This window comes from Clostridium intestinale DSM 6191 (genome assembly GCF_900130055.1).
GTDB classification, from domain to species: Bacteria; Bacillota; Clostridia; order Clostridiales; family Clostridiaceae; genus Clostridium_T; species Clostridium_T intestinale.
The window spans coordinates 254526-276913 of record NZ_FQXU01000003.1 but is presented as its reverse complement, the minus strand read 5'-3'; the positions used below and the strand labels follow the sequence as shown (position 1 = coordinate 276913).

The following is a 22388-nucleotide window of genomic DNA, read 5'->3' as shown; positions in this document are numbered from 1 at the left end:
TCATATACCTCTTGATTTTATTACATTAGATTTTTTTCCAGTTTAAAACCATAAGAATCCATTTTACCTATACCTATAAACGTTTCTTCACTGGTATATACTCTAAAAAGCTTATCCTCTTCAACTCTTGCTTTACAAAATCTTTTATCTGAAACTTTAACCCCGTTTAAAAGTAACTTTTCATATCCATTTTCTATAATAATTTTATCATAGAAATCTAATGTTTTATCCATAGTCATTAAGTTATCTTCTACAATAACTTTTTCCAAATCATCGTAATTTATAGCATCATCTATTGAAAACGGACTAGATAAAGTCCTTTTTAATTCAGTCATGAAAGCCCCAACTTCAAGTTCTTTACCTATATCATAACACAAGCTTCTAATATAAGTTCCTTTGGAGCACACGACATCCATCGATATTTTAGGAAGTGATATTTGTATATTTTCTATACTGTAAATAGTAACTGGTCTTTTTTTTCTTTCGACCTCTATTCCTTTTCTTGCTAACTCATATAATCTTTTACCATTTTGTTTTAGCGCTGAATACATTGGAGGTTCTTGCATTATAGGTCCTTTAAAAGATTCTATAACTTCAAGTACTCTATGTTCGTCAATTCCAATAACTGGTTTTTCATCAATTACTTTACCTTCACTGTCGTAAGTATCAGTAATTTTTCCAAGCTCAAAAGATACACTATAACCTTTTTTACCTTCCATTATATAATCAATTATTTTGGTAGCTTTTCCAATACAAATAGGCAAAACACCTGTCGCCAAAGGATCTAAAGTACCAGTATGACCAACCTTTTTTACTCCAACAATCTTTCTTACCCTAGAAACAACTTGAAAAGATGTTATTCCTTTGGGTTTATTCACAATAATTACACCATTCATTATATCAACTCTTTTTCTATTGCGCTAAGAAGTAATTCTTTAGCTTCATCTATTGATTTCTCCTTGAAAAATACACCTGAGGCCTTAGAATGCCCTCCTCCTCCAAAAAGTCCTGCAATATTTCTAACATCAAAATTATTTTTACTTCTTAAACTTACTTTAATCCCGTTAGAAGCTTCCTTAAGTAATATAGCAACTTCTACGCCTTTAACTTGTAGCCCAAAATTAACGACATCTGCTACCTCTTCAGGAGGTATACCTATAGCATCACATATACGATTTGTTATTTCTAAAACCGATACTTTACCATTAAAATATGTTCTTATGTTTTTTATAACCTCGCCTAATAGAATCAAACTCTCTATAGGCTTATTATCAAAAAGTTCTGAATGTACTACTGAATTATTTATACCTAAGGATATTAATTCCCCAGCTATCTCATGAGTTCTCTTAGTTACATTCGAATGCCTAAATGATCCTGTATCAGTAACAATAGACGTATAGAGGCATGTAGCCATGTCCTTATTAACGATAACATTCATAGCCTTAAGAAGTGAATAAACTATCTCTGCTGTAGCTGAAGCGTTAGTATCAACATAATTAATTTGTGCATATTTATCATTTGATAAGTGATGGTCTATATTTACTGTGGTTCCTTTATAATTACCTAGCTCTGCTGATACTCTTTCAAGATTGCCACAATCTAAAATAATCACTAAATCTGTATCATCTTTAGGTTCATAGACTTCGTTATCTATTTCGGAGGAACAAGGGAGAAAACCCAAGTCCTCTGAAATAACATCTTTTGAAAGTATATAAGAAATTTTACCTAGCTTCCTAATACCTTGTAGTAAAGCAAGTGCACTTCCTACCGCATCACCATCAGGAGATACATGGTAAGTAATCCCTATTATAGAAGATTCATTAATTTTCTTTATTATATCTTCCATGATTATTTCTCCTTAGTCTTTTCAATTAGAGAATCTATATACATTCCTCTAGAAATTGATTTATCCTCTTCGAATATGATTTCTGGAGTATATCTTAAGTTTATTCTATGACCTAATTCTCTTCTTACAAAACCACTAGCACTTTTTAAAGCGTCTAATGTTGCTGCTTTTTCTTCTTCATTATTTGTAAAAATTGAAACGAAAATCTTAGCATATCTTAAATCTTTAGTTACATTTACATCAGTAACAGATACCATTGCTGAAAGTCTAGGATCCTTTATTTCATATTGAATCAGAGAAGAAACTACCTTCTTTACTTCTTCATTAATTCTGCCACCTCTATAATTAGCCATAAAATCACCTCTTTACAGTTCTTTTCTCTTTATAGCTTCCATAGTATAAGCTTCTACTATATCGCCTTCTTTTATATCATTAAATCTTTCAATTGTTATTCCACATTCGTATCCAGCATTAACTTCTTTTACATCATCTTTAAATCTCTTTAATGAGCCTAATGTTGATTCGAAAATAACAATGCCTTCTCTTATTACTCTTACATCTGAATTTCTAACAAGCTTTCCATCTAAAACATAAGATCCTGCAATAGTTCCAACGTTAGAAATTTTATAAGTTTGCCTAATTTCCGCTTTTCCAAGTATAACTTCTTTATATTCTGGATCAAGCATTCCTATCATAGCAGATTTTATATCTTCAATGGCATCATATATAATTCTATATGTCTTCATATCAACATTTTCTTTTTCTGCTGTAATAGTTGCATTAGAATCTGGTCTAACATTAAATCCTATAAGTAATGCATTTGATGCAGCTGCTAAAATAACATCACTTTCAGTAATAGCTCCAGCTCCTCCATGTATAACTCTAACTTTTACATCATCTGTTGATAATTTTTCTAATGAAGATCTTATTGCTTCAACAGAACCTTGAACGTCAGCTTTAACAACAACAGATAACTCTTTAATTTTGCCTTCTTTGATTTGAGAGTATAAATCTTCTAAAGATACTCTGTGACTTGAATTAAGTTGATCAGTTCTATCTTTATCTTTTCTTGATTCAGCCATTGTTCTAGCAGTTTTTTCATCTTTAACTACGTTAAATCTATCTCCTGCTGATGGAACTTCTGAAAGACCTAATATCTCTACTGGTATAGATGGTCCTGCTGATTTTATCTTTTTACCCTTATCATCAAACATTGCTCTAATTCTACCATAAGTTGACCCTACTATTATAGAATCACCTACGTGTAAAGTACCATTTTGAACAAGAAGACTTGCAACAGCTCCTCTTCCTTTATCTAATTTAGCTTCAATTACAGTTCCTTTAGCTCTTCTGTCAGAATTTGCTTTTAATTCTTGTATTTCAGCTGTAAGAAGAACCATTTCTAGAAGAGAATCTAAATTTTCTTGTGTTTTAGCAGATACAGGTACACATATAGTATCTCCACCCCAGTCTTCAGATACTAATCCATATTCTGTTAATTCTTGTTTTACTCTCTCTATGTTAGCACCAGGTCTATCTATTTTATTAATTGCTACAATCATTGGAACTTCTGCTGCCTTACAGTGATTTATAGCTTCTCTAGTTTGAGGCATTATTCCATCATCAGCTGCAACAACCAATATAACTATATCTGTAATTTGAGCACCTCTTGCACGCATAGCAGTAAATGCTTCATGTCCTGGAGTATCTAGAAAAGTAATTTTTTCATCATTTACCCTTACAGTATAAGCTCCAATATGTTGAGTTATTCCACCAGCTTCTTTTTCTGTAACACTAGATTTTCTTATAGCATCTAAAAGAGAAGTCTTACCGTGGTCAACATGACCCATTACTGTTATGATTGGTGGTCTCTTAGAAAGATTTTCTTCCTTATCAATATCTTCTTCTATTTTCTCTAAAGTTAAATCATCAGCTTTTCTCTCTAAAATTATTTCAAATTTCTCTGCAACCTTTTGAGCTGTTTCAAAATCTATCTCTTGATTTAATCCAGCCATAACACCTTCAAACATTAATGTTCTAATTACTTCTGTGCTTGGTTTCTTAAATTTATCAGCTAAATCCTTAACTGTGATGCTGTCGCCAATTTCTATAACTTCTTCTATTGACCCATCATTTAGTTCTTCATCACTTTTCTTGTTTCTGTTCTTTTTCTTTTTCTTAGCTTGATTATTAACTTCTTCAGCAATTCTTTCTTCATATTCATCTACTATAGTTTTTTTCTCTTCATCACTTACTACAGTAGTTGACCCTGCTAAAAGTTCCTTAATTAATGCAGCATCTTCATCTTCAATTACACTCATATGATTTTTTACTTCAACAGCGAATTCTTCGGCTAGTAAGGTTATCAAATCTTTACTTGAAATACCTAGCTCTTTCGCTAATTCATACACTCTAATTTTAGACATGTATTCACCCCCGAATATTATTAAATTTTATTATTTTTATTTTCTTTATAGTTAATCAATAATTTATCAGCCATATTTTTATCAGTAATTCCAATTACATTTATCTCAACTCTTCCTATTGCCATTCCTAAATCTTCTTTTGAAAATTCATCGATAAATGGTATGTTTTCTTTTATGCAATAAGTAGAAAATAATTTGTAGGATCTTTCTGATAAATCATTTGAAAATATAAATAGATGTATTTTCTTTTTCCCTAAGGAATCTTCACATTTATTATATCCTTCAATAACTTTACCGGCTCTTTTCACCAATCCTAAAAATTGAAAAAATTTATTAATCATTTGAAATCACTTCTTTCAATTTTTCATAGATTTCAGCATTTATTTCACTTTCTAAGTTCTTATTTAAGCGCTTTGCTTTATATGACTTCTCTAAACATTCAACATTTTTGCAAATATATGCGCCTCTTCCTGACTTCTTGCCAGTTAAATCAACAGATATCTCTCCTGTAGGAGATTTTACTATTCTTATTAACTCTTTTTTAGGTTTCATCTCCATACATCCATTACACATTCTCATTGGAATCTTTTTGACTTTCATTAATAACACCTCTCTATTCTTTTATCTGAGATTTGCTTTTAATGTCTATTTTCCAGTTAGTTAACTTTGCTGCTAATCTAACATTTTGACCTTCTTTACCTATAGCTAAAGAAAGCTGAGAATCGTCAACAACTACTTTTGCTGATTTAACTTCTTCATCTATTGTTACATCAAGTACTTTTGCTGGACTTAATGCATTTGCAATAAATTCTTCTGGAAGCTTACTCCATTTAATTATATCAATTTTCTCATTTTTAAGTTCATTTACAATGTTTTGTACTCTTTGACCTTTTGGACCAACACATGCACCCATAGGATCAACATCATCTTCATTTGAATGAACTGCTATTTTAGTTCTTGAACTAGCTTCTCTTGATATTGATTTAATCTCTACTATTCCAGTATATATTTCTGGAACTTCTAATTCAAATAATCTTCTTACTAAACCAGGGTGAGTTCTTGAAACCAAAACTTGAGGACCCTTAGATCCATTTTTAACTTCAACTATATATAATTTTAGCATTTCATTAAAATTATACTCTTCTCCTGGCATTTGTTCATTTGGACCTAAAATTGCTTCTAATTTGCCTAAATCAACAAAGACATTGCCTCTGTCTTTCCTTATTACAGTTCCTGTAATAATATCAAATTCTTTTTCTTTAAACTCATTATAAACAATTTTTCTTTCAGCTTCTTTTATTCTTTGAAGCACAACTTGTTTTGCTTGCATAGCAGCTATTCTTCCAAAATTTCTTGGAGTTACTTCTATTTCAACAATATCACCAAGTTCATATCTTGGATCTATTTCTTTTGCATCTGGCAGCTCTATTTCAGTTAAAGCATCATAAACGTCTTCAACAACTTCTCTTTGTGAGTAAACATGTAGCTCTCCAGTTTCTGTATTTATACTTACTCTAACATTTTGAGCCCCTCTGTCACTTCCAAAAGAATAGTTCTTTTTATAAGCGTTAATCAAAGCATCTTCTATAGTTGCAAATAGTAACTCTTCACTTATTCCCTTATCTCTAATGATTTCTTTTAATGCACTAATGAATTCCTCATTCATTGATATACCCTCCTTAATCTATATCTCCCCTTCAATATTTATGGACTTGATTTTATCTTTTGGAATTATAATACTATTATTATCCCTTAAAATAACAATTTCATCCTCTTTTATTTCGGATAACGTCCCTTTAATAACTTTTTCACCATTAACAGCCTTTAAAAGTCTTGCAACTACTTTAGAACCTATACTTTTAATCATATGTTCATTAGTAAATAGCTGTCTATCAATGCCTGGTGAAGATACTTCTAGATAATATTGACCTTCTATAGGATCTGATTCATCCATTAAATTGCTTACTAATCTACTGATTTTTTCACAATCACTTAAGGATATACCATTATCTGAATCAATATATACCCTTAAATAATACTCATTATTTTCTTTTACATATTCAACATGATAGAACTCATATCCTTGTTCATCTACCAAAGGTTTTATAAGTTCTTTAAGCTTATCTTCCAATTCAATCTTTTTCATCTTTTAACCTCCTTTACTAGCCTTACCGTTTAGTATAGCCAATAGTTAGCTTATTAATATAAGCTATATAAAAACGCAACATTTATAGTTGCGTTTTACAAATAGAAAGAGCGGACAAATTGTCCACTCCCTTCTACGCTTCTATTTAAATAAACTTTCTATTTTTATAATAACATAGTAATAATTGGATTACAACCTTTATTTGAAATTATCTTTTTCTATCCAAATAACGAAATTTGGTTTGTTTCACCAAGACCCTCTAGACATCCATGAATCGTTAAAGTTTCTATAACTGTTTTTGATATTTTAGCTCTTATTCTTAAATCTTCTTTTGATATAAATTCTCCATCTTTTCTTACCTCTACTATACTTTTTGCTGCATTATCTCCAACACCTTGAAGAGAATTAATAGGCGGTCTTATCATACCATTTTCTATTTTAAATTTTACAGAATCTGATTCGTAGAGATCAACTTTTAAGAACTTAAATCCCCTCTTAATCATTTCAAAAGCTATTTCTAATATAGTCATTAATCCTTTATCTTTTTGGGTTACATTATTACCCATCTGATATATCTCTTGTAGCTTATTTTTAATAGCACCCTCCCCTTTACATATAAGTTCAGCATCAAAATCATCTGCTCTAACTGTAAAGTAAGTTGCATAGTAAGCTAATGGATAATAAACCTTAAAATATGCTATTCTTACTGCCATCATAACATAAGCAACAGCATGCCCTTTTGGGAACATGTATTTTATCTTTTTACAGGATTCTATGTACCATTCTGGAACACTATTCTCCTTCATTATCTGTTCATACTCCTCGGATACACCTTTTCCTTTTCTCACTTTTTCCATTATATTAAATGCCGTCTTAGGAGGAACCCCTTTGTAAATTAAGTAAACCATAATATCATCTCTTGTAGAAATACATTCACTTAATGTAGTATATCCTTCTTTAATGTAATACTGAGCATTATTAAGCCATACATCAGTACCATGTGATAGTCCCGATATTCTAACTAAATCTGCAAAAGTTTTTGGCTTAGTATCCAAAAGCATTTGTCGAACAAATTTAGTTCCAAACTCAGGAAGTCCATAGGTTCCCACCTCACATTCAAGCTCTTCTTTTGTTATCCCAAGTGCATCAGGACTTGTAAATAAACTTAATACTTTTTCATCATGAAGAGGAATTGTTTTGGGATCTATACCTGTTAAGTCTTGAAGCATTCTTAAAACTGTTGGATCGTCGTGACCTAATATATCTAATTTTAATAGTCTACCACTTATTGAATGATAATCAAAGTGCGTTGTAACTACATCAGAATCACGATCATCTGCTGGATGTTGTATTGGACAAAAATTATGAATATCATTATCTCTAGGTACAACCATTATACCGCCTGGATGCTGGCCTGTAGTTCGTTTTATACCTGTACATCCTAGTGTCAATCTCTCTATTTCCGCCGATGATGCTATTATATTTCTTTCATCTAAATATTTTCTAACATATCCATATGCAGTTTTTTCTGCTACAGTTCCAATAGTTCCTGCTTTAAATACAAACCCCTTTCCGAATAAAACCTCAGTATATTTGTGAATTACACCTTGGTTATCTCCAGAAAAGTTTAAATCTATATCTGGTTCTTTATCTCCCTCAAAACCTAAGAAGGTTTCAAATGGAATGTCATGACCATCTTTTTTATATAAGGTTCCGCAATCAGGACAATTTTTGTCAGGTAAATCAGCTCCAGAACTTATAGATCCATCTAAAAAGAATTGCGATTTTTTGCAATTTGGACATACATAATGGGGTGGTAGCCCATTAACTTCTGTAATATCAGACATAGTTGCTACAAATGAAGAACCAACAGATCCTCTTGAACCAACTAAATATCCATCAGAAATTGATTTGGCAACTAATTTTTGAGCAATTAAATAAAGCACTGCATACCCATTTGATATAATTGAATTAAGTTCTTTATCCAACCTCTTTTGAACCACTTCTGGTAAATTATCTCCATAAATACTATGAACCTTATTTAAAGTCATATTTTTAATATCATCCTCTGCCCCATCAATTTTAGGTGGATAGGTTTCATCTGGTATTGGCTTACAGCCTTCTATTTGATTTGCTATAAAATTAGTATTTTTAATAACAACCTCATAAGCCTTATCTTCACCTAAATAATCAAATTCCTTTAACATCTCATCAGTTGTTCTTAGATATAATGGTGGCTGACTGTCAGCATCGCTAAAACCTTGTCCCGCTAATATTATTTTTCTATAAACTTCATCTTCTGGATCCATAAAATGCACATCACAAGTGGCTACAGTTACTTTTCCTAGTTTTTGTCCAAGATCATATATATTTCTATTTATTGTTTTTAATTCTTCTCTATCTTTTACATTTCCCTTTTCAATTAAAAACATATTATTGTCTATAGGTTGTATCTCTAGATAATCATAAAAACTTGCAATCTCTTCTATTTCATTTTGAGATTTACCATCTAAAATAGCTCTATATACTTGACCAGCCTCACATGCAGACCCAATTATTAACCCCTCTCTAAACTCAGATACAAGTGTTTTGGGTAATCTAGGTTTTCTATAGAAATTATCTAAATGTGCTTTACTAACTAGTTGATATAAATTTTTAATCCCCACTTGATTTTTAGCAAGTATTATTACATGGTACATAGGTAGCTTACCAATATCAACATTATTTAAAAATTCTTCATTTAGCTTATCTAGGTTATCTATATTAAAATCTTCTACTAATTTCTCAAAGCATTTTAATAAAATCTCAGCTGTTGCCTTTGCATCATCTACTGCTCTGTGATGATTTTCTAAAGAAATACCTAAATGTTTTGCTATTATATTAAGTTTCACTCTTTTTAAGTCTGGATATAAAAATCTCGCTAAAGGAACAGTATCTAAAATACTAAAAGAAAATTCTAGTGATAAATTGTTACAATTGGTTTTAATAAAAGAGCAGTCAAATCCTGCATTATGAGCAACCAAAACTGAACCTTTACAAAAAGCTAAAAATTCTGGCAACACCTTATCAATAGTAGGAGCGTCCGTTACCATACTATCTTCTATTGATGTTAGTTCAGTAATATTAAAGGGAATTGGTCTCTCTGGATTAACAAAACTTGAAAATCTATCTATTACTTTACCATCACATACTTTAACTGCCCCTATTTCTATTATTTTATCATTTTTAGGTGAAAACCCTGTTGTCTCTATATCAAAAACTACGTAAGTATCTTTAATACTTTGATTTTTAGAATTTAGAACTATAGGAACCCCATTATCAACTAAATATCCCTCTAGTCCATATATAACTTTTATTCCATGTTTTTTAGCAGCATCCATAGCTTCAGGATAGGCCTGAACTACACCATGATCAGTTATTGCAATTGCCGGATGACCCCACTTAGCCGCCCTTTCTATAAGTTTTGAAGGTGATGTGACAGCGTCCATTGTACTCATTGTAGTATGACAATGAAGCTCAACTCTTTTTTCAGAAGCCAAATCCTGTTTTACAATTTTCTGCATCTTTACTATATCTCTAACACTAAAGGTTATTTCTCTTGAGTAATTATCGTATCTTGCCTCTCCCCTAATCTTGCAGTATAATCCTTTTTTAACATTCTCCAAAACTCTCTCTTGAACTTTAGAATTCAAGAAGGCTTTTACAACAATAGATGATGTATTATCTGTAATAAAGAAGGTTAGAAGTATCTTTCCACTTTTAGTTTCTCTTGTTTCAACTTTAAATATCTCTCCTGTTAAAGCTACTATCCCTAATTCCTCATTTACACTCTTTATAGGAATAGATTCTTCTACAATAGCTCTTCCCATAATTATATTTTCATTATCTATTTTTACATCTTTATTACTATAATCTTTCTTCTGTACTTCTGCTGCCTTTACTGGCATTTTTGGTCTTTCAACCTGGACATTGCTTTTTATTTCTTTTATTATTTTTTCTGTCTCTTGCTTTTTATAAACTTTATATTCTTCACTTATCTTTATATCAATTTCACTATCAAATTTTAAACTAACTACTGCTTTAAATCCAAATATAGAATTAATATATTTTCTTAATAAGTCTTGCATCTTCTGTTTTTTTGCAAAATTTATTAGTATCTCTGAGCCATAAGAAATTATTAAAGAGTTATCTATAACTTCTTTTTCTCCGGACAATAAAATATTTTTAGTTAATGGATGCTTTTTAATTATTTCTTCAATCAATTCGTTCCAGTGTTTATCTACAATCTCTTTTAAGCTTATATTGGATATATCTATAATACATAAAATATCTATGTCAACATTCAAATTCAACTTTTTTGTAATTATCTCTCTAACACTTAATTCTTCCTTACTGCTTAAGGCTTCTTTGCTTCTTAAGATAACCTTTAATTTATTACTTTTTTTCATATATTGAAAACCTGAAATTCTAAGAGCTTTTTCCTCAATATCTTCAAGTTTATAAATTTCTTTATTTATTGACTCTATAAATTCCTTACCCAAGGAAAATTCCTCCTAGCATAATTAAAAATAATTTTGAATACCAAAAGCAAAAGAAGAAATCCAGCGTGCTGAATTTCAACTATACTTTTTCTATTTTAACTTGTTATCTAAAGTTTATCAATTTCTTTCATTAATTCTTGAACTAAATCTTCCTCTTTAACTTTTTTTAATATTTCACCCTTTTTGAAGATTATACCTTCACCTTTTCCTCCTGCAATCCCTATATCAGCTTCCCTAGCTTCTCCTGGGCCGTTAACAACACACCCCATAATAGCTACCTTTATATCTTTTTTGCAGCTTGAAAGTTTATCTTCAATCTCTTTAGCTATTCCTATAAGATCAATCTGAGTTCTTCCGCATGTTGGACAAGAAACAAATTCTATACCACCTTTTTTAATTCCTAAAGCTTTTAGAATTTCATTCCCAACTTTAATTTCCTCAACAGGATCACCAGTTAAAGATACTCTTATTGTGTCTCCAATCCCCTCAGCAAGTAAAGTTCCTATTCCAACAGAAGACTTTATTGTTCCTCTCCAAGGAGTTCCAGACTCTGTAACCCCTAAATGAAGAGGATAATCTGATTTTTCACTCATAAGTCTATAACTATTTATCATAGTTTGAACATCAGAAGACTTTATAGATATAACAATATCTCTAAAGTTCATCTTTTCTAATATATCTGCACTTTTTAAAGCACTTTCAACTAATGCTTCAGGACATGGCTTTCCATACTTAGCTAGAAGTTCTTTTTCTAATGAACCTGAGTTAACACCTATTCTTATAGGTATGTTTTTATCATTACATGCTTCAGCAACCATTTTTACTCGTTCAATTGAACCAATATTGCCTGGATTAATCCTTAAGGCTGAAACACCATTTTTTATAGATTCTAAAGCTAGTTTATAATCAAAATGAATATCTGCAACTAGAGGAATACTTATTTGTTTAGCAATTTCTCCTATAGCTTTTGCCGCCTCCATATCTGGAACTGCACATCTTATAATATCACAACCAGCAATTTCTAGGTTTCTTATTTGATTTACTGTACTTTTAACATCTCTAGTATCTGTATTGGTCATAGATTGGACTGTTATTCTACTATCTCCACCTATAAATGTTTTATTACCAATCTTAATCTTTCTTGTTTCTTTTCTAAACATATTCTACACCTCTAAAATTGAACTGGGAAAAGTATATCCTTAATTGTTACTAAAATCATTATTCCTAATAAAAGGGTTAATGCCACACTATTAACGTAATTTAATATTCTATCAGGTATTTTTTTGCCTGTAATTAATTCAATTAATATAAAGAATGCCCAACCACCATCTAATGCTGGGAAAGGTAATAAGTTAAATACAGCTAAATTTACTGAAATAAATGCAGTAAAATATAGAAGACTCCAAATCCCTGCCTTTGCAGCTTCTCCACTCATTCTTACTATTGTTACAGGTCCGCCAATATCTGTTTTCAGATTAGCTTTACCTGAAAATAACATCTTAAATCCTAAAAATGTCTGCTTAACTAATGAAACTGTTTGATTAGCACCATATTTAATTGATTGAGTAAATGAAGGATTATCAACTCTGCCAAAGTAGAATCCGATTTGATAGGTTCCTTCCTCGGTCAACTTAGGTGTTATATTAAATTTTCTTGTTTCATTATTACGATTAATCTCAACATCCAATGGATTTCCTTTAGCTAATGCTACAGCTACAGATACATCTTCAGCTGTTAGTATTTTCATATCATTTATTTTAGTGAACTTATCTCCAGCTTTAAGACCAACCTCTTTCGCTGGGGAATTATCAACTATATCCTTAACCTCTGGAGTACTAAAACCTAAATTCATACCCATGGTAATAAAAATAACTATTGCTAAAAGATAATTCATAACAACACCAGCTACTATAATACTTATCCTTCTTAGTGGGGATTTGCTTGTAAGGCTTCTTTTATCATTAACCTCTTCTTCCTCCCCAAGCATAGCAACTCTTCCACCTAGAGGGAGAATCCTTAAGCAATAATCCGTCTCACCAACTTTAACACCTATAACCCTAGGTCCAAAACCTATAGAAAACTCCTCAACTTTTACCCCATTTACCTTTGCCATTATAAAGTGACCTAATTCATGAACAATTATTAGCACAGAAAATGCTAATATAGCTGCTACTATATACATCTATTTCCTCCTTCTAACTATATTTTTCATAAATATAGCTTCTAACTAATTTGTCAGTAGATAAAATACCCTCTATAGTTAAATATTCATCTACATAAAATCTATTCATACACTCTTCTATTATTTCTGGAATTTCTAGAAACTTTACTTTTTCTTCTAAAAATAATTCAACTAAAACCTCATTAGCACCATTTAAAATTGTCGGCATTATACCACCAATTTTCCCTGCATCAAAAGCTAGTTTAAGGCATTTAAATGTATCAAAATCAGGTTTTTCAAAGCTTAAATTAGCTAAATTCCAAAAATCTAACTCTTCACATATATTACTTTCCCTATTAGGATAGTTTAATGCATACTGTATAGGTAATTTCATATCTGTAGAACTTATTTGAGCAATTACGCTTGCATCTTTAAATTCTACCATAGAATGTACTAAACTTTGAGGGTGAACAACAACTTGTATCTTTTCAAACGGTACATTAAATAGCCAATGAGCTTCTATAACCTCTAACCCCTTATTCATTAACGTAGCAGAATCTATAGATATCTTTCTCCCCATACTCCAATTAGGGTGTTTTAAAGCCTCTCTAAAAGTTACATCTTCTAGTTCTTTAGAAACTTTCCCTCTAAAAGGGCCCCCAGATGCGGTGAGAAGAATTTTGTTAATATCTTCATACTTTTCTCCATTTAGACATTGGAATATAGCCCCATGCTCTGAATCTACAGGCAATATTTTTACACCATATTTTTTTGCTTCCTCCATAACAATAGCTCCGGCTACAACTAAAGTTTCTTTATTTGCTAAAGCTATATCCTTACCAGCTCGTATAGCTTCTAATGTAGGTTCAAGACCTATCATACCAACTACAGATGTCAAAACAACATCAATTTCACTTAAAGATGCTATTTTTTTAAGTCCATCTATTCCCTTTAAAAGTATAACTTCTTTATTGTTATCTTTAATATAATTTTCGAATTTGTTGTAAGCATCATCTTCTTCTAATACAATATATTTAGGTTTAAATTCCTCTAATATTTCTATCATTTTTTCAAAGTTTTTAAATGCAGATGCAGCTACAAGTTCCATAGTTTCTCTATGAAATCTAATTACGTCTAAAGCTTGCGTTCCTACGGATCCAGTAACCCCTAATATCGATATTTTTTTCATATTTTGCCTCCTATATTTGCCTTTCTAAAAAGTCAATCATATTCTTATTATATCAAAAATGTTCCAATTTAAAAGAAAAATAAAAAAGCTTGCAGTTAAAACACTGCAAACTTAAACTACAATCTTATTATAAATGTTAAATAATAAAATACAACTGTTGCTGAAAAAAGTATGGAGTCGAATCTATCTAAAATCCCTCCATGACCTGGAATTAAATTAGAATAATCCTTAATTCCTACATATCTTTTAACTGAAGATGCTACTAAGTCTCCAAATTGAGAGAAAACTCCACAAAATGCTCCTATAAGAAAGTAGTGATATATAGCAATGCCAGGTACATAGCTACTTATAAAATATCCAAATATCCCACAAAATATAGTAGCTCCTAAAAGTCCGCCTACTGATCCCTCTATGGTTTTTTTAGGGCTGACTTTAGGATTAAGTTTATGTTTTCCTAAGTATCTTCCAGCATAATAAGCAGTAGTATCACACATCCATGAACCTATAAATATGAGCCAAACTAAATATTTACCTCCATAACTTTGATTTACAAGGTATATGAAAGAAAATAGTACACAAACGTACATAAAACCTAAAAGAGTTAAGGCCACATCTATAAATGTTATTTCTAAGTTTATTACTGGTATACACAATAATATAAAAGCAGCTAAGATAAGCATATACATTAAAATCAAAAAATCATTATTAAACATATAATATGCTACTAAAAGTACATATCCTGCTATGTTTATAGGTTTATAATTTTTGGATTTAAGCGCTTTATAAAATTCATGTAGTCCCATTATAGATAACAAAAGTATTAGGTATTTTAAATAATCCCCCCCTAGATAAACAAATATTACACAAGGTGCAATTATTAACGCTCCTAAATACCTATTATTCGATTTCATAAGGATACCTCCACTATTTGATTCCCCCATATCTTCTATCTCGGTTCTGATAATCAAAAATAGCTCTATGTAAATCTTCCTCTGTAAAATCTGGCCAATTTATGTTAGAATACCAGAACTCAGAATATGCACATTGCCACAATAGAAAATTACTTAGCCTTTGTTCTCCAGAAGGTCTTATGACTAAATCTGGATCAGGCATTTTTTTAGTATAAAGATAATTTGAAAAAAGATTTTCATCTAAAGAATATTTAGATATTTTTTTATCTTCTATGTCTTCAATTATATCCTTAACAGCTGAAATAATTTCATCTCTACCGCCATAGTTAAGTGCAAGATTCATTACAACACCAGAATTATTTTTGGTTTTTTCATAAGCTGAAACCAATTCATCCCTACATGGCTTTGGTAACTTAGTTATATCCCCAATATGATTTATTACCACTCCATTACTATTTAATTCTTCGAACTCATTTTTCAAATACTCTACAAGCAGGTTCATAAGTGCACCAACTTCATCCTTAGGTCTCTTCCAATTCTCTGTTGAGAATGCATATAAAGTTAGGTATTTTACTCCAATTTTATCACATTCTTTTATTATTTTTCTTATGGTTTCAACCCCTGCTCTATGTCCAAAAGTTCTAGGCAAACCTTTAGCCTTTGCCCATCTACCGTTACCATCCATTATAATTGCAATATGCTTAGGAATTCTATTATAATCTATATTTACATCATTAGGTTTATTATCTTTTTTACCTTTTAGCCACTTAAACATTTACTATTCCTCCATAATGAATATGGTAAAAAAACCTGCTAGAAAGCAGGCTTTATATTGACATTATCTCTTTCTCTTTGTCCGCTATAATCTTATCTATTTCTTTAACATAGCTATCTGTTACCTTTTGGATATCATCTTCTGCTTTTTTGAATTCATCTTCTGATATATCTCCATCTTTCTTTAAAGACTTAAATTTATCATTCCCATCTCTTCTTATTGATCTTATAGCTACCTTAGAATCTTCTCCAGCCTTCTTAACATTCTTAACTAGATTTCTTCTAGTTTCTTCAGTTAATTCAGGAACTAATAATCTTATCACAGAACCATCATTAGATGGATTTATTCCCAAATCTGATTTTAATATAGCTTTTTCTATATCTTTTAGCAAAGTTTTTTCCCAAGGTGTTATCATAAGAAGTCTTGGTTCTGGAGCAGAAACACTAGCCACCTGACTTAATGGACACATACTTCCGTAATAGTCAACTTCAATTCTGTCTAACATAGTTGGATTAGCTCTTCCAGCCTTCATTGTTGAAAGATCAGATTTTAATACCTTAATAGATTTACTCATTTTTTCTTCAGCAGACTTAATAACATCTTTTATCATAAAGAGAACCTCCTTTATTATTTACAAACCATAGTTCCTATTTCTTCACCCATTATAGCCTTTTTAATGTTTCCAGGCTCATCTAAAGCAAATACTAAAATAGGAATATTATTATCCATACATAATGAAGTTGCAGTTGAATCCATAACTTGAAGACCCTGCTCTAAAACTTGTATGTAAGATAGAGAATCATATTTCTTAGCATCTGAATATTTATGTGGATCTTTATCATAAACCCCATCAACCTTCTTAGCTAATAGTATAACTTCCGCTTCTATTTCAGCAGCTCTTAATGCAGCTGTTGTATCAGTAGAAAAATATGGATTTCCAGTACCTGCAGCAAAAATAACTACTCTACCTTTTTCTAAATGTCTCATAGCTCTTCTTCTAATAAAAGGTTCAGCCACTTCCTTCATTTCTATAGCAGTTTGAACTCTTGTCATAACCCCTAAACCTTCTAAGGAATCTTGTAATGCTAAAGCATTTATGCATGTTGCTAACATACCCATATAATCCGCTGTAGTTCTGTCCATATCAGATCCATCTCTGCCTCTCCATATGTTTCCACCACCAACAACAGCGCCTACTTCAACACCCATTTCTACTAATTCTTTTATTTCCATAGCTATTCTTTGTGCAACATTAAAATCTATACCAAATCCATTAGCTCCTGCTAAAGCTTCACCTGATAATTTTAACATTACCCTTTTAAATTTACATTTAGACATTAGTTAACCTCCATATCTTTCAAGTTATTTTTAAAAAAAGAGAACACTTTGTGTTCTCTTTTAAATTATTTTGCACCGATTTGTCTTGCAACTTCTTCAGCAAAGTTTTCTTCTTTCTTTTCTATACCTTCTCCTCTTTCAAACCTTACAAATTTGTTTATTGTAATTGGAGAACCTACTTCTTTAGATTTTTCTTGAAGATGTTTAGTTATTGACTTATCTCCATCTTTAACCCAAGCTTGCTCTAAAAGACACACTTCTTTATAATATTTTTGAATTCTTCCCATAACCATTTTTTCAACTATATTTTCTGGTTTGCCTTCGTTTAAAGCTTGAACTCTATATATTTCTTTTTCTTTATCTAAAGCTTCGTTATCAACATCATCTTTGCTTAAGAATGATGGATTTGCAGCTGCAACTTGCATACAAACATCTTTAGCAACTTCTGCAAGAACTGGAGAAGCTGTATCACATGCTAATTCAACTACAACTCCTATTCTTCCGCCACCATGTATGTAGCTTTGAACTACTCCATTTTCAACTGCAAATTTTTCAAATCTTCTTACTGTCATATTTTCGCCTAATTTAGCTATTAAAGCAGTTAACGCTTCTTGAACAGTTTGAGTTTCATTGAATTTTTCTGCAACAAAGTTTTCTATATCTTTAGCTGTGCTAGTTGAAGCCATTTCTGCTAATTTTCCAGCAAAACCTACAAATTCTTCATTAGCTGCAACGAAATCCGTTTCACAATTTAATTCAACTATACCAGCAACTTTTTGATCTTCTGATATATAAGTTTTAACTACACCTTCTGCTGCAACTCTGTCAGCTTTTTTAGCTGCTGCTGCCAATCCTTTTTCTCTTAATACTTCTATAGCCTTTTCCATATCTCCGTTAGTTTCAGTTAAGGCTTTTTTGCAGTCCATCATCCCTGCACCAGTTTTCTCTCTTAATTCTTTAACTGATTGAGCAGTAATCATTATTATTCCTCCTTAATATCATTAAGGTAAAAGGTAAATGGAATATATCCACCTACCCTTTACTAAAATTATTCAGTTACTTGTTCACCTTGTCTTGATTCAATTATTGCATCTGAAAGTCTAGCAGTTATTAATTTAACCGCTCTTATAGCATCATCATTACCAGGAATTACATAGTCAACTTCATCTGGATCACAGTTTGTGTCAACAATAGCTACAACTGGAATACCAAGAATTTTAGCTTCAGATATAGCATTTTTTTCTTTTCTTGGGTCTACAACAAACATAGCACCTACGTTGCTAACATTTAAGTTTCTTATTCCACCTAAATTTTTAACTAATTTTTCTTTTTCATTCTTTAGGTTTGTAACTTCTTTTTTAGGAAGAACTTCAAATATTCCTTCTTCTTCCATTTTTTCTAATTCTGTTAATCTTGCTATTCTAGTTTTGATTGTGTTGAAGTTAGTTAGCATTCCACCTAACCATCTATTGTTAACGAAGTGCATGTTTGATCTAACAGCTTCTTCTTGTATAGCTTCTTGAGCTTGTTTCTTAGTACCAACGAAAAGAATATCTTTTCCTTCTTCAGAAACGCTTTTAACAAACTGATAAGCCTCTTCAACCTTTTTAACTGTTTTTTGAAGATCTATTATATATATTCCATTTCTTTCTGTGAATATATATGGAGCCATCTTAGGGTTCCATCTTCTTGTTTGATGTCCGAAATGAACACCTGCTTCTAATAATTGTTTCATAGAAATTACTGACATTTTGTTACCTCCTTATGGTTAAGCCCTCCATTATCTTCATCCATTGTAGATCTTCCTTTTATAAAGGCACCACTCTACAAATAAGATAATGTGTGTATTTCTTACCTCTGATAGTATATCACAGTGTTTTTTATCATTCAATATACTTTTTTAATTATTTACATATTTTTTAATAAAATAATCATAATTTTACTTTTAAAACATAAAAAGAAGGCAAAAGCCTTCTTTTTATCTATTTTATCTTCTTTAATTCGTCTAATAGCTTGTCATTTAAAATCTTAATATGAGTTCCCTTCATACCTAAAGACCTTGACTCTATTACCCCTGCACTTTCAAATTTTCTTAATGCATTTACTATAACAGATCTTGTTATACCAACCTTGTCCGCAATTTTCGATGCAACTAGAAGTCCTTCACTACCTTTTAATTCGTCAAAGATGTGTTCTACAGCTTCTAATTCTGAATAAGAAAGGGTACCAATTGCAAGTTGAACCACAGCTTTTTTTCTAGCCTCTGCTTCTAATTCAACTTGCTTACCTCTTAACATTTCAATTCCTACAATCGTAGCAGAATATTCTGCTAAAACTAAGTCATCATCAGTAAATGGCTTACCAAATCTAGCTAGTAATAAAGTTCCTAATCTTTCTCTATTGCCTATTATAGGCACTATAGTAGATATTTTGTTATCCATATCGCATTTAATTTCACCTTCAAAAACGCAAGTTCCTCTATTATAAAGATTTGAAAGTGATTCTTGTACATTTAGTAGTTTATTGTTGTATTCTTCTGGGAATTTTTTATCCTCAAGAACCTTCTTTTTCATTATTTCGCATTCAAATCCACTAGCGAATGTATGTCCTAACATTTTTCCTCTTCTGCTAACAATATAAACATTGCATTCTAAAACGTCACTTAATAACTCACATATGTCTTCAAATGCTACTGGTTCAGTACCTGATTTTTGTAAAATCTTATTAAGTTTTCTTGTCTTAGAAAGTAGTGTAGACATAAAACTCCTCCTCATGTATCCATATTCATTATCCATAATTCATTTAACCATAAAATATTCTAAAATTTTTGAATTTTTAAAATTTTTAAAATTTTTAAAAAAGTTCTACATCAATTAATATATCATAGGATTTTTTTATTTTCAACACCCTTTTTCTATTTTCGACAAATCATTCTTTTTCTTCACTCTTTATAGGAACTTTATTTTTACATTCTCCATTAGTACATTCCAAGTATTTACCTTTAGCTTTTGAGAATCTATATACCATAAATGAACCACATTTATCACACTTCTCTTTAGCTGGTTCATGCCAACTTACAAAATCGCATTCTGGGTAGTTAGAACAGCCATAGAATTTATTACCCTTTTTACTTCTTTTAAGTAATACCTTCCCCCCACATTTAGGGCACGGTGCATCAACTTCATGTACTATAGGTTTTGTATTTTGACACTCTGGATAACCAGGACAAGCTAAAAAGTCACCAAACCTACCATGCTTAATAACCATCATTCTTCCACATTTATCACATGGTACATCAGACACCTTATCTTCTAAAACTATTTTAGACATTTCACTTTCTGCTTTCTCAAGCGATGTCTTTAATGGAGTAAAAAACTCACCAACAATCTTAGTCCAGTTTTCTGTTCCCTCTTCTACAGAATCTAGCTTAAGTTCCATTTCAGCTGTAAAATCTGTATCAACTATTTCTTTAAAATATTCAGACATTATATTATTAACAATAAAACCTAATTCCGTAGGCACTAATTGTTTTTTATCTCTTACAACATAGTTTCTGCTACTAGTTAAGGTTGATATAGTTGGAACATAGGTACTTGGTCTTCCTATACCCTTTTCCTCTAGTAATTTAACAAAAGATGCTTCAGTATATCTACTAGGAGGTTGAGTAAAATGCTGTTTTGGGGTTAATGAATCTTCCTCTAAAACCTCATCCTTCTCTAACTCTGGAAGTAATACATCTTGATTTTCTTCTTCTGTACTATACTCATATATCTTCATAAATCCTTCAAACTTAACTATTGAGCCTGTTGCTCTTAATTTATAATCACCATTAGTTATAGTTATGGTATTGGTATTTAATAAACAAGAACTCATTTGGCTTGCTACAAATCTCTTCCATATTAAACTATAAAGTTTATAGGCATCATTTGTAAGATTTTCTTTAGCTATTTCAGGAGTAATCTCTATATATGTTGGTCTTATAGCTTCATGAGCATCTTGGATATTCTTTTTACCTTTATACACTCTAGGTTTATCTGGAGTATATTTTTCTCCGTAAGCTCCTTTTATAAAATCTAAAGCTTTTTCCTGAGCTTCACTTGATATTCTAACAGAATCTGTTCTCATATAGGTAATTAAACCTATAGTTCCATGACCCTTTATCTCAACTCCTTCATAAAGTTGCTGAGCTATCATCATAGTTTTCTTTGTCATATAGTTTAATTTTTTATTGGCATCTTGTTGCAAAGTGGAAGTTGTAAAAGGCGGTAGTGGATTTTTTTGTTTATCTGCTTTTTTAACATCCTTTACAACATAATTTCCAGATTTTAAATCTTTAATTACCTTGTCAGCTTCATCTTCAGTATTTATTTCTAATTTCTTATTTTTATATTGAACAAGATTTACAGGAAACTTCTTTTTATCTTTTATTAATTTACATTCTACTGTCCAATATTCTTTAGGTACAAATGCTTTTATCTCTTCTTCTCTATCACAAATTAATTTTAGTGCAGCAGACTGAACCCTTCCTGCACTTAAACCCCATTTAATATTCTTCCAAAGTATAGGGCTTATTTCATATCCCACAAGTCTATCTAAAATTCTTCTTGCTTGTTGAGCATCTACTAAATTTTGATTTATTTCTCTTGATTTCTTTATTGAGCCTTTAACAGCTTCTTTTGTTATCTCATTAAACTCAATTCTACATTTTTCAGTAGTAGGTATCTTTAATATGTGAGCTAAATGCCAAGAAATAGCTTCACCTTCCCTATCAGGGTCAGTTGCCAAATATACTTTATCACTTTTTTTGGCTAACTTCTTTAATTTATCTAAAAGATCACCTTTACCTCTTATTGTTATATACTTAGGAGAAAATTCATTATCTACATCAACTCCTAATTGACTCTTTGGTAAGTCACGTAAATGTCCCATTGATGCTTCAACGATATAATTTTTTCCCAAATACTTTCCTATGGTTTTGGCTTTAGCTGGCGACTCAACTATTACTAAATTTTGTCCCATTTCTCACTCCTAAATTAGGAGTCTTCACCCCCTTAT

20 protein-coding genes are annotated in these 22388 nt (G+C 31.0%); all 20 read right to left on the bottom strand.

The window, feature by feature from the left end; all coding sequences use genetic code 11:
* Positions 1-20: 20 nt before the first annotated feature.
* Positions 21-896: a tRNA pseudouridine(55) synthase TruB gene (gene truB / locus BUA92_RS01530; protein ID WP_073015988.1), complete on the bottom strand. Its 876-nt coding sequence runs from the start codon at positions 894-896 to the stop codon at positions 21-23.
* Entirely contained in the window at positions 896-1852 is a 957-nt protein-coding gene (locus BUA92_RS01525; protein ID WP_139259263.1) for a DHH family phosphoesterase, read from the bottom strand. The genes truB and BUA92_RS01525 overlap by 1 nt, the downstream gene beginning before the upstream one ends.
* Complete coding sequence (rbfA, locus tag BUA92_RS01520) at positions 1849-2199, bottom strand: 30S ribosome-binding factor RbfA (protein ID WP_021802101.1); 351 nt, start codon at positions 2197-2199, stop codon at positions 1849-1851. Before rbfA ends, BUA92_RS01525 begins: the two co-directional genes overlap by 4 nt.
* Positions 2200-2211: 12 nt before the next feature.
* Entirely contained in the window at positions 2212-4272 is a 2061-nt protein-coding gene (infB, locus tag BUA92_RS01515) for a translation initiation factor IF-2 (RefSeq protein WP_073015985.1), read from the bottom strand.
* A 20-nt stretch (positions 4273-4292) separates the two neighbouring features.
* Positions 4293-4610, bottom strand: a complete 318-nt coding sequence (locus BUA92_RS01510) for a ribosomal L7Ae/L30e/S12e/Gadd45 family protein (protein ID WP_034856827.1) — start codon at positions 4608-4610, stop codon at positions 4293-4295.
* Positions 4606-4872 (bottom strand): RNase P modulator RnpM, encoded by a 267-nt coding sequence (gene rnpM, locus BUA92_RS01505; RefSeq protein WP_021802104.1) that lies wholly within the window; start codon positions 4870-4872, stop codon positions 4606-4608. Before rnpM ends, BUA92_RS01510 begins: the two co-directional genes overlap by 5 nt.
* Before the next feature lie 13 nt (positions 4873-4885).
* Positions 4886-5938 (bottom strand): transcription termination factor NusA, encoded by a 1053-nt coding sequence (gene nusA / locus BUA92_RS01500; RefSeq protein ID WP_073015984.1) that lies wholly within the window; start codon positions 5936-5938, stop codon positions 4886-4888.
* 18 nt (positions 5939-5956) lie between these two features.
* Positions 5957-6418: a ribosome maturation factor RimP gene (gene rimP / locus BUA92_RS01495; RefSeq protein ID WP_073015983.1), complete on the bottom strand. Its 462-nt coding sequence runs from the start codon at positions 6416-6418 to the stop codon at positions 5957-5959.
* A 218-nt stretch (positions 6419-6636) separates the two neighbouring features.
* A complete protein-coding gene (locus BUA92_RS01490; protein WP_073015982.1) occupies positions 6637-10959 on the bottom strand; it encodes a PolC-type DNA polymerase III in 4323 nt (1440 codons plus the stop codon).
* A 107-nt stretch (positions 10960-11066) separates the two neighbouring features.
* Positions 11067-12119, bottom strand: coding sequence for a flavodoxin-dependent (E)-4-hydroxy-3-methylbut-2-enyl-diphosphate synthase (gene ispG, locus BUA92_RS01485; protein ID WP_073015981.1), 1053 nt, complete (start codon positions 12117-12119; stop codon positions 11067-11069).
* 11 nt (positions 12120-12130) lie between these two features.
* On the bottom strand, positions 12131-13141 hold the full coding sequence (rseP, locus tag BUA92_RS01480; RefSeq protein WP_073015980.1) for an RIP metalloprotease RseP: 1011 nt from the start codon (positions 13139-13141) through the stop codon (positions 12131-12133).
* A 13-nt stretch (positions 13142-13154) separates the two neighbouring features.
* Entirely contained in the window at positions 13155-14309 is a 1155-nt protein-coding gene (locus tag BUA92_RS01475) for a 1-deoxy-D-xylulose-5-phosphate reductoisomerase (protein ID WP_073015979.1), read from the bottom strand.
* Positions 14310-14425: 116 nt separating this feature from the next.
* The gene (locus BUA92_RS01470; protein ID WP_073015978.1) at positions 14426-15220 is read right to left on the bottom strand and encodes a phosphatidate cytidylyltransferase; all 795 of its coding nucleotides are present in this window, start codon (positions 15218-15220) and stop codon (positions 14426-14428) included.
* A gap of 13 nt (positions 15221-15233) precedes the next feature.
* The gene (locus BUA92_RS01465) at positions 15234-15995 is read right to left on the bottom strand and encodes an isoprenyl transferase (protein ID WP_073015977.1); all 762 of its coding nucleotides are present in this window, start codon (positions 15993-15995) and stop codon (positions 15234-15236) included.
* Positions 15996-16047: 52 nt separating this feature from the next.
* On the bottom strand, positions 16048-16605 hold the full coding sequence (gene frr / locus BUA92_RS01460) for a ribosome recycling factor (RefSeq protein WP_073015976.1): 558 nt from the start codon (positions 16603-16605) through the stop codon (positions 16048-16050).
* Positions 16606-16622: 17 nt separating this feature from the next.
* On the bottom strand, positions 16623-17333 hold the full coding sequence (pyrH, locus tag BUA92_RS01455) for a UMP kinase (protein ID WP_073015975.1): 711 nt from the start codon (positions 17331-17333) through the stop codon (positions 16623-16625).
* Positions 17334-17398: 65 nt separating this feature from the next.
* Positions 17399-18313 (bottom strand): translation elongation factor Ts, encoded by a 915-nt coding sequence (tsf, locus tag BUA92_RS01450; protein WP_073015974.1) that lies wholly within the window; start codon positions 18311-18313, stop codon positions 17399-17401.
* Positions 18314-18381: 68 nt separating this feature from the next.
* Complete coding sequence (gene rpsB / locus BUA92_RS01445; RefSeq protein WP_073015973.1) at positions 18382-19083, bottom strand: 30S ribosomal protein S2; 702 nt, start codon at positions 19081-19083, stop codon at positions 18382-18384.
* Positions 19084-19315: 232 nt separating this feature from the next.
* Positions 19316-20092 (bottom strand): GTP-sensing pleiotropic transcriptional regulator CodY, encoded by a 777-nt coding sequence (gene codY / locus BUA92_RS01440; protein WP_073015972.1) that lies wholly within the window; start codon positions 20090-20092, stop codon positions 19316-19318.
* Positions 20093-20261: 169 nt separating this feature from the next.
* On the bottom strand, positions 20262-22352 hold the full coding sequence (gene topA, locus BUA92_RS01435) for a type I DNA topoisomerase (RefSeq protein WP_073015971.1): 2091 nt from the start codon (positions 22350-22352) through the stop codon (positions 20262-20264).
* Between the last annotated feature and the right edge of the window lie 36 nt (positions 22353-22388).

What these genes read in the sequence shown, in the direction of transcription:
- rpsB (WP_073015973.1), bottom strand. Translation starts at nt 19,083, where the DNA reads ATGTCAGTAATTTCTATGAAACAATTATTAGAAGCAGGTGTTCATTTC.
- tsf (WP_073015974.1), bottom strand. Translation starts at nt 18,313, where the DNA reads ATGATTACTGCTCAATCAGTTAAAGAATTAAGAGAGAAAACTGGTGCA.
- BUA92_RS01475 (WP_073015979.1), bottom strand. Translation starts at nt 14,309, where the DNA reads ATGAAAAAAATATCGATATTAGGGGTTACTGGATCCGTAGGAACGCAA.
- frr (WP_073015976.1), bottom strand. Translation starts at nt 16,605, where the DNA reads ATGATAAAAGATGTTATTAAGTCTGCTGAAGAAAAAATGAGTAAATCT.
- BUA92_RS01470 (WP_073015978.1), bottom strand. Translation starts at nt 15,220, where the DNA reads ATGAAATCGAATAATAGGTATTTAGGAGCGTTAATAATTGCACCTTGT.
- rnpM (WP_021802104.1), bottom strand. Translation starts at nt 4,872, where the DNA reads ATGAAAGTCAAAAAGATTCCAATGAGAATGTGTAATGGATGTATGGAG.
- BUA92_RS01465 (WP_073015977.1), bottom strand. Translation starts at nt 15,995, where the DNA reads ATGTTTAAGTGGCTAAAAGGTAAAAAAGATAATAAACCTAATGATGTA.
- ispG (WP_073015981.1), bottom strand. Translation starts at nt 12,119, where the DNA reads ATGTTTAGAAAAGAAACAAGAAAGATTAAGATTGGTAATAAAACATTT.
- pyrH (WP_073015975.1), bottom strand. Translation starts at nt 17,333, where the DNA reads ATGTCTAAATGTAAATTTAAAAGGGTAATGTTAAAATTATCAGGTGAA.
- rseP (WP_073015980.1), bottom strand. Translation starts at nt 13,141, where the DNA reads ATGTATATAGTAGCAGCTATATTAGCATTTTCTGTGCTAATAATTGTT.
- codY (WP_073015972.1), bottom strand. Translation starts at nt 20,092, where the DNA reads ATGTCTACACTACTTTCTAAGACAAGAAAACTTAATAAGATTTTACAA.
- truB (WP_073015988.1), bottom strand. Translation starts at nt 896, where the DNA reads ATGAATGGTGTAATTATTGTGAATAAACCCAAAGGAATAACATCTTTT.
- topA (WP_073015971.1), bottom strand. Translation starts at nt 22,352, where the DNA reads ATGGGACAAAATTTAGTAATAGTTGAGTCGCCAGCTAAAGCCAAAACC.
- rbfA (WP_021802101.1), bottom strand. Translation starts at nt 2,199, where the DNA reads ATGGCTAATTATAGAGGTGGCAGAATTAATGAAGAAGTAAAGAAGGTA.
- rimP (WP_073015983.1), bottom strand. Translation starts at nt 6,418, where the DNA reads ATGAAAAAGATTGAATTGGAAGATAAGCTTAAAGAACTTATAAAACCT.
- infB (WP_073015985.1), bottom strand. Translation starts at nt 4,272, where the DNA reads ATGTCTAAAATTAGAGTGTATGAATTAGCGAAAGAGCTAGGTATTTCA.
- nusA (WP_073015984.1), bottom strand. Translation starts at nt 5,938, where the DNA reads ATGAATGAGGAATTCATTAGTGCATTAAAAGAAATCATTAGAGATAAG.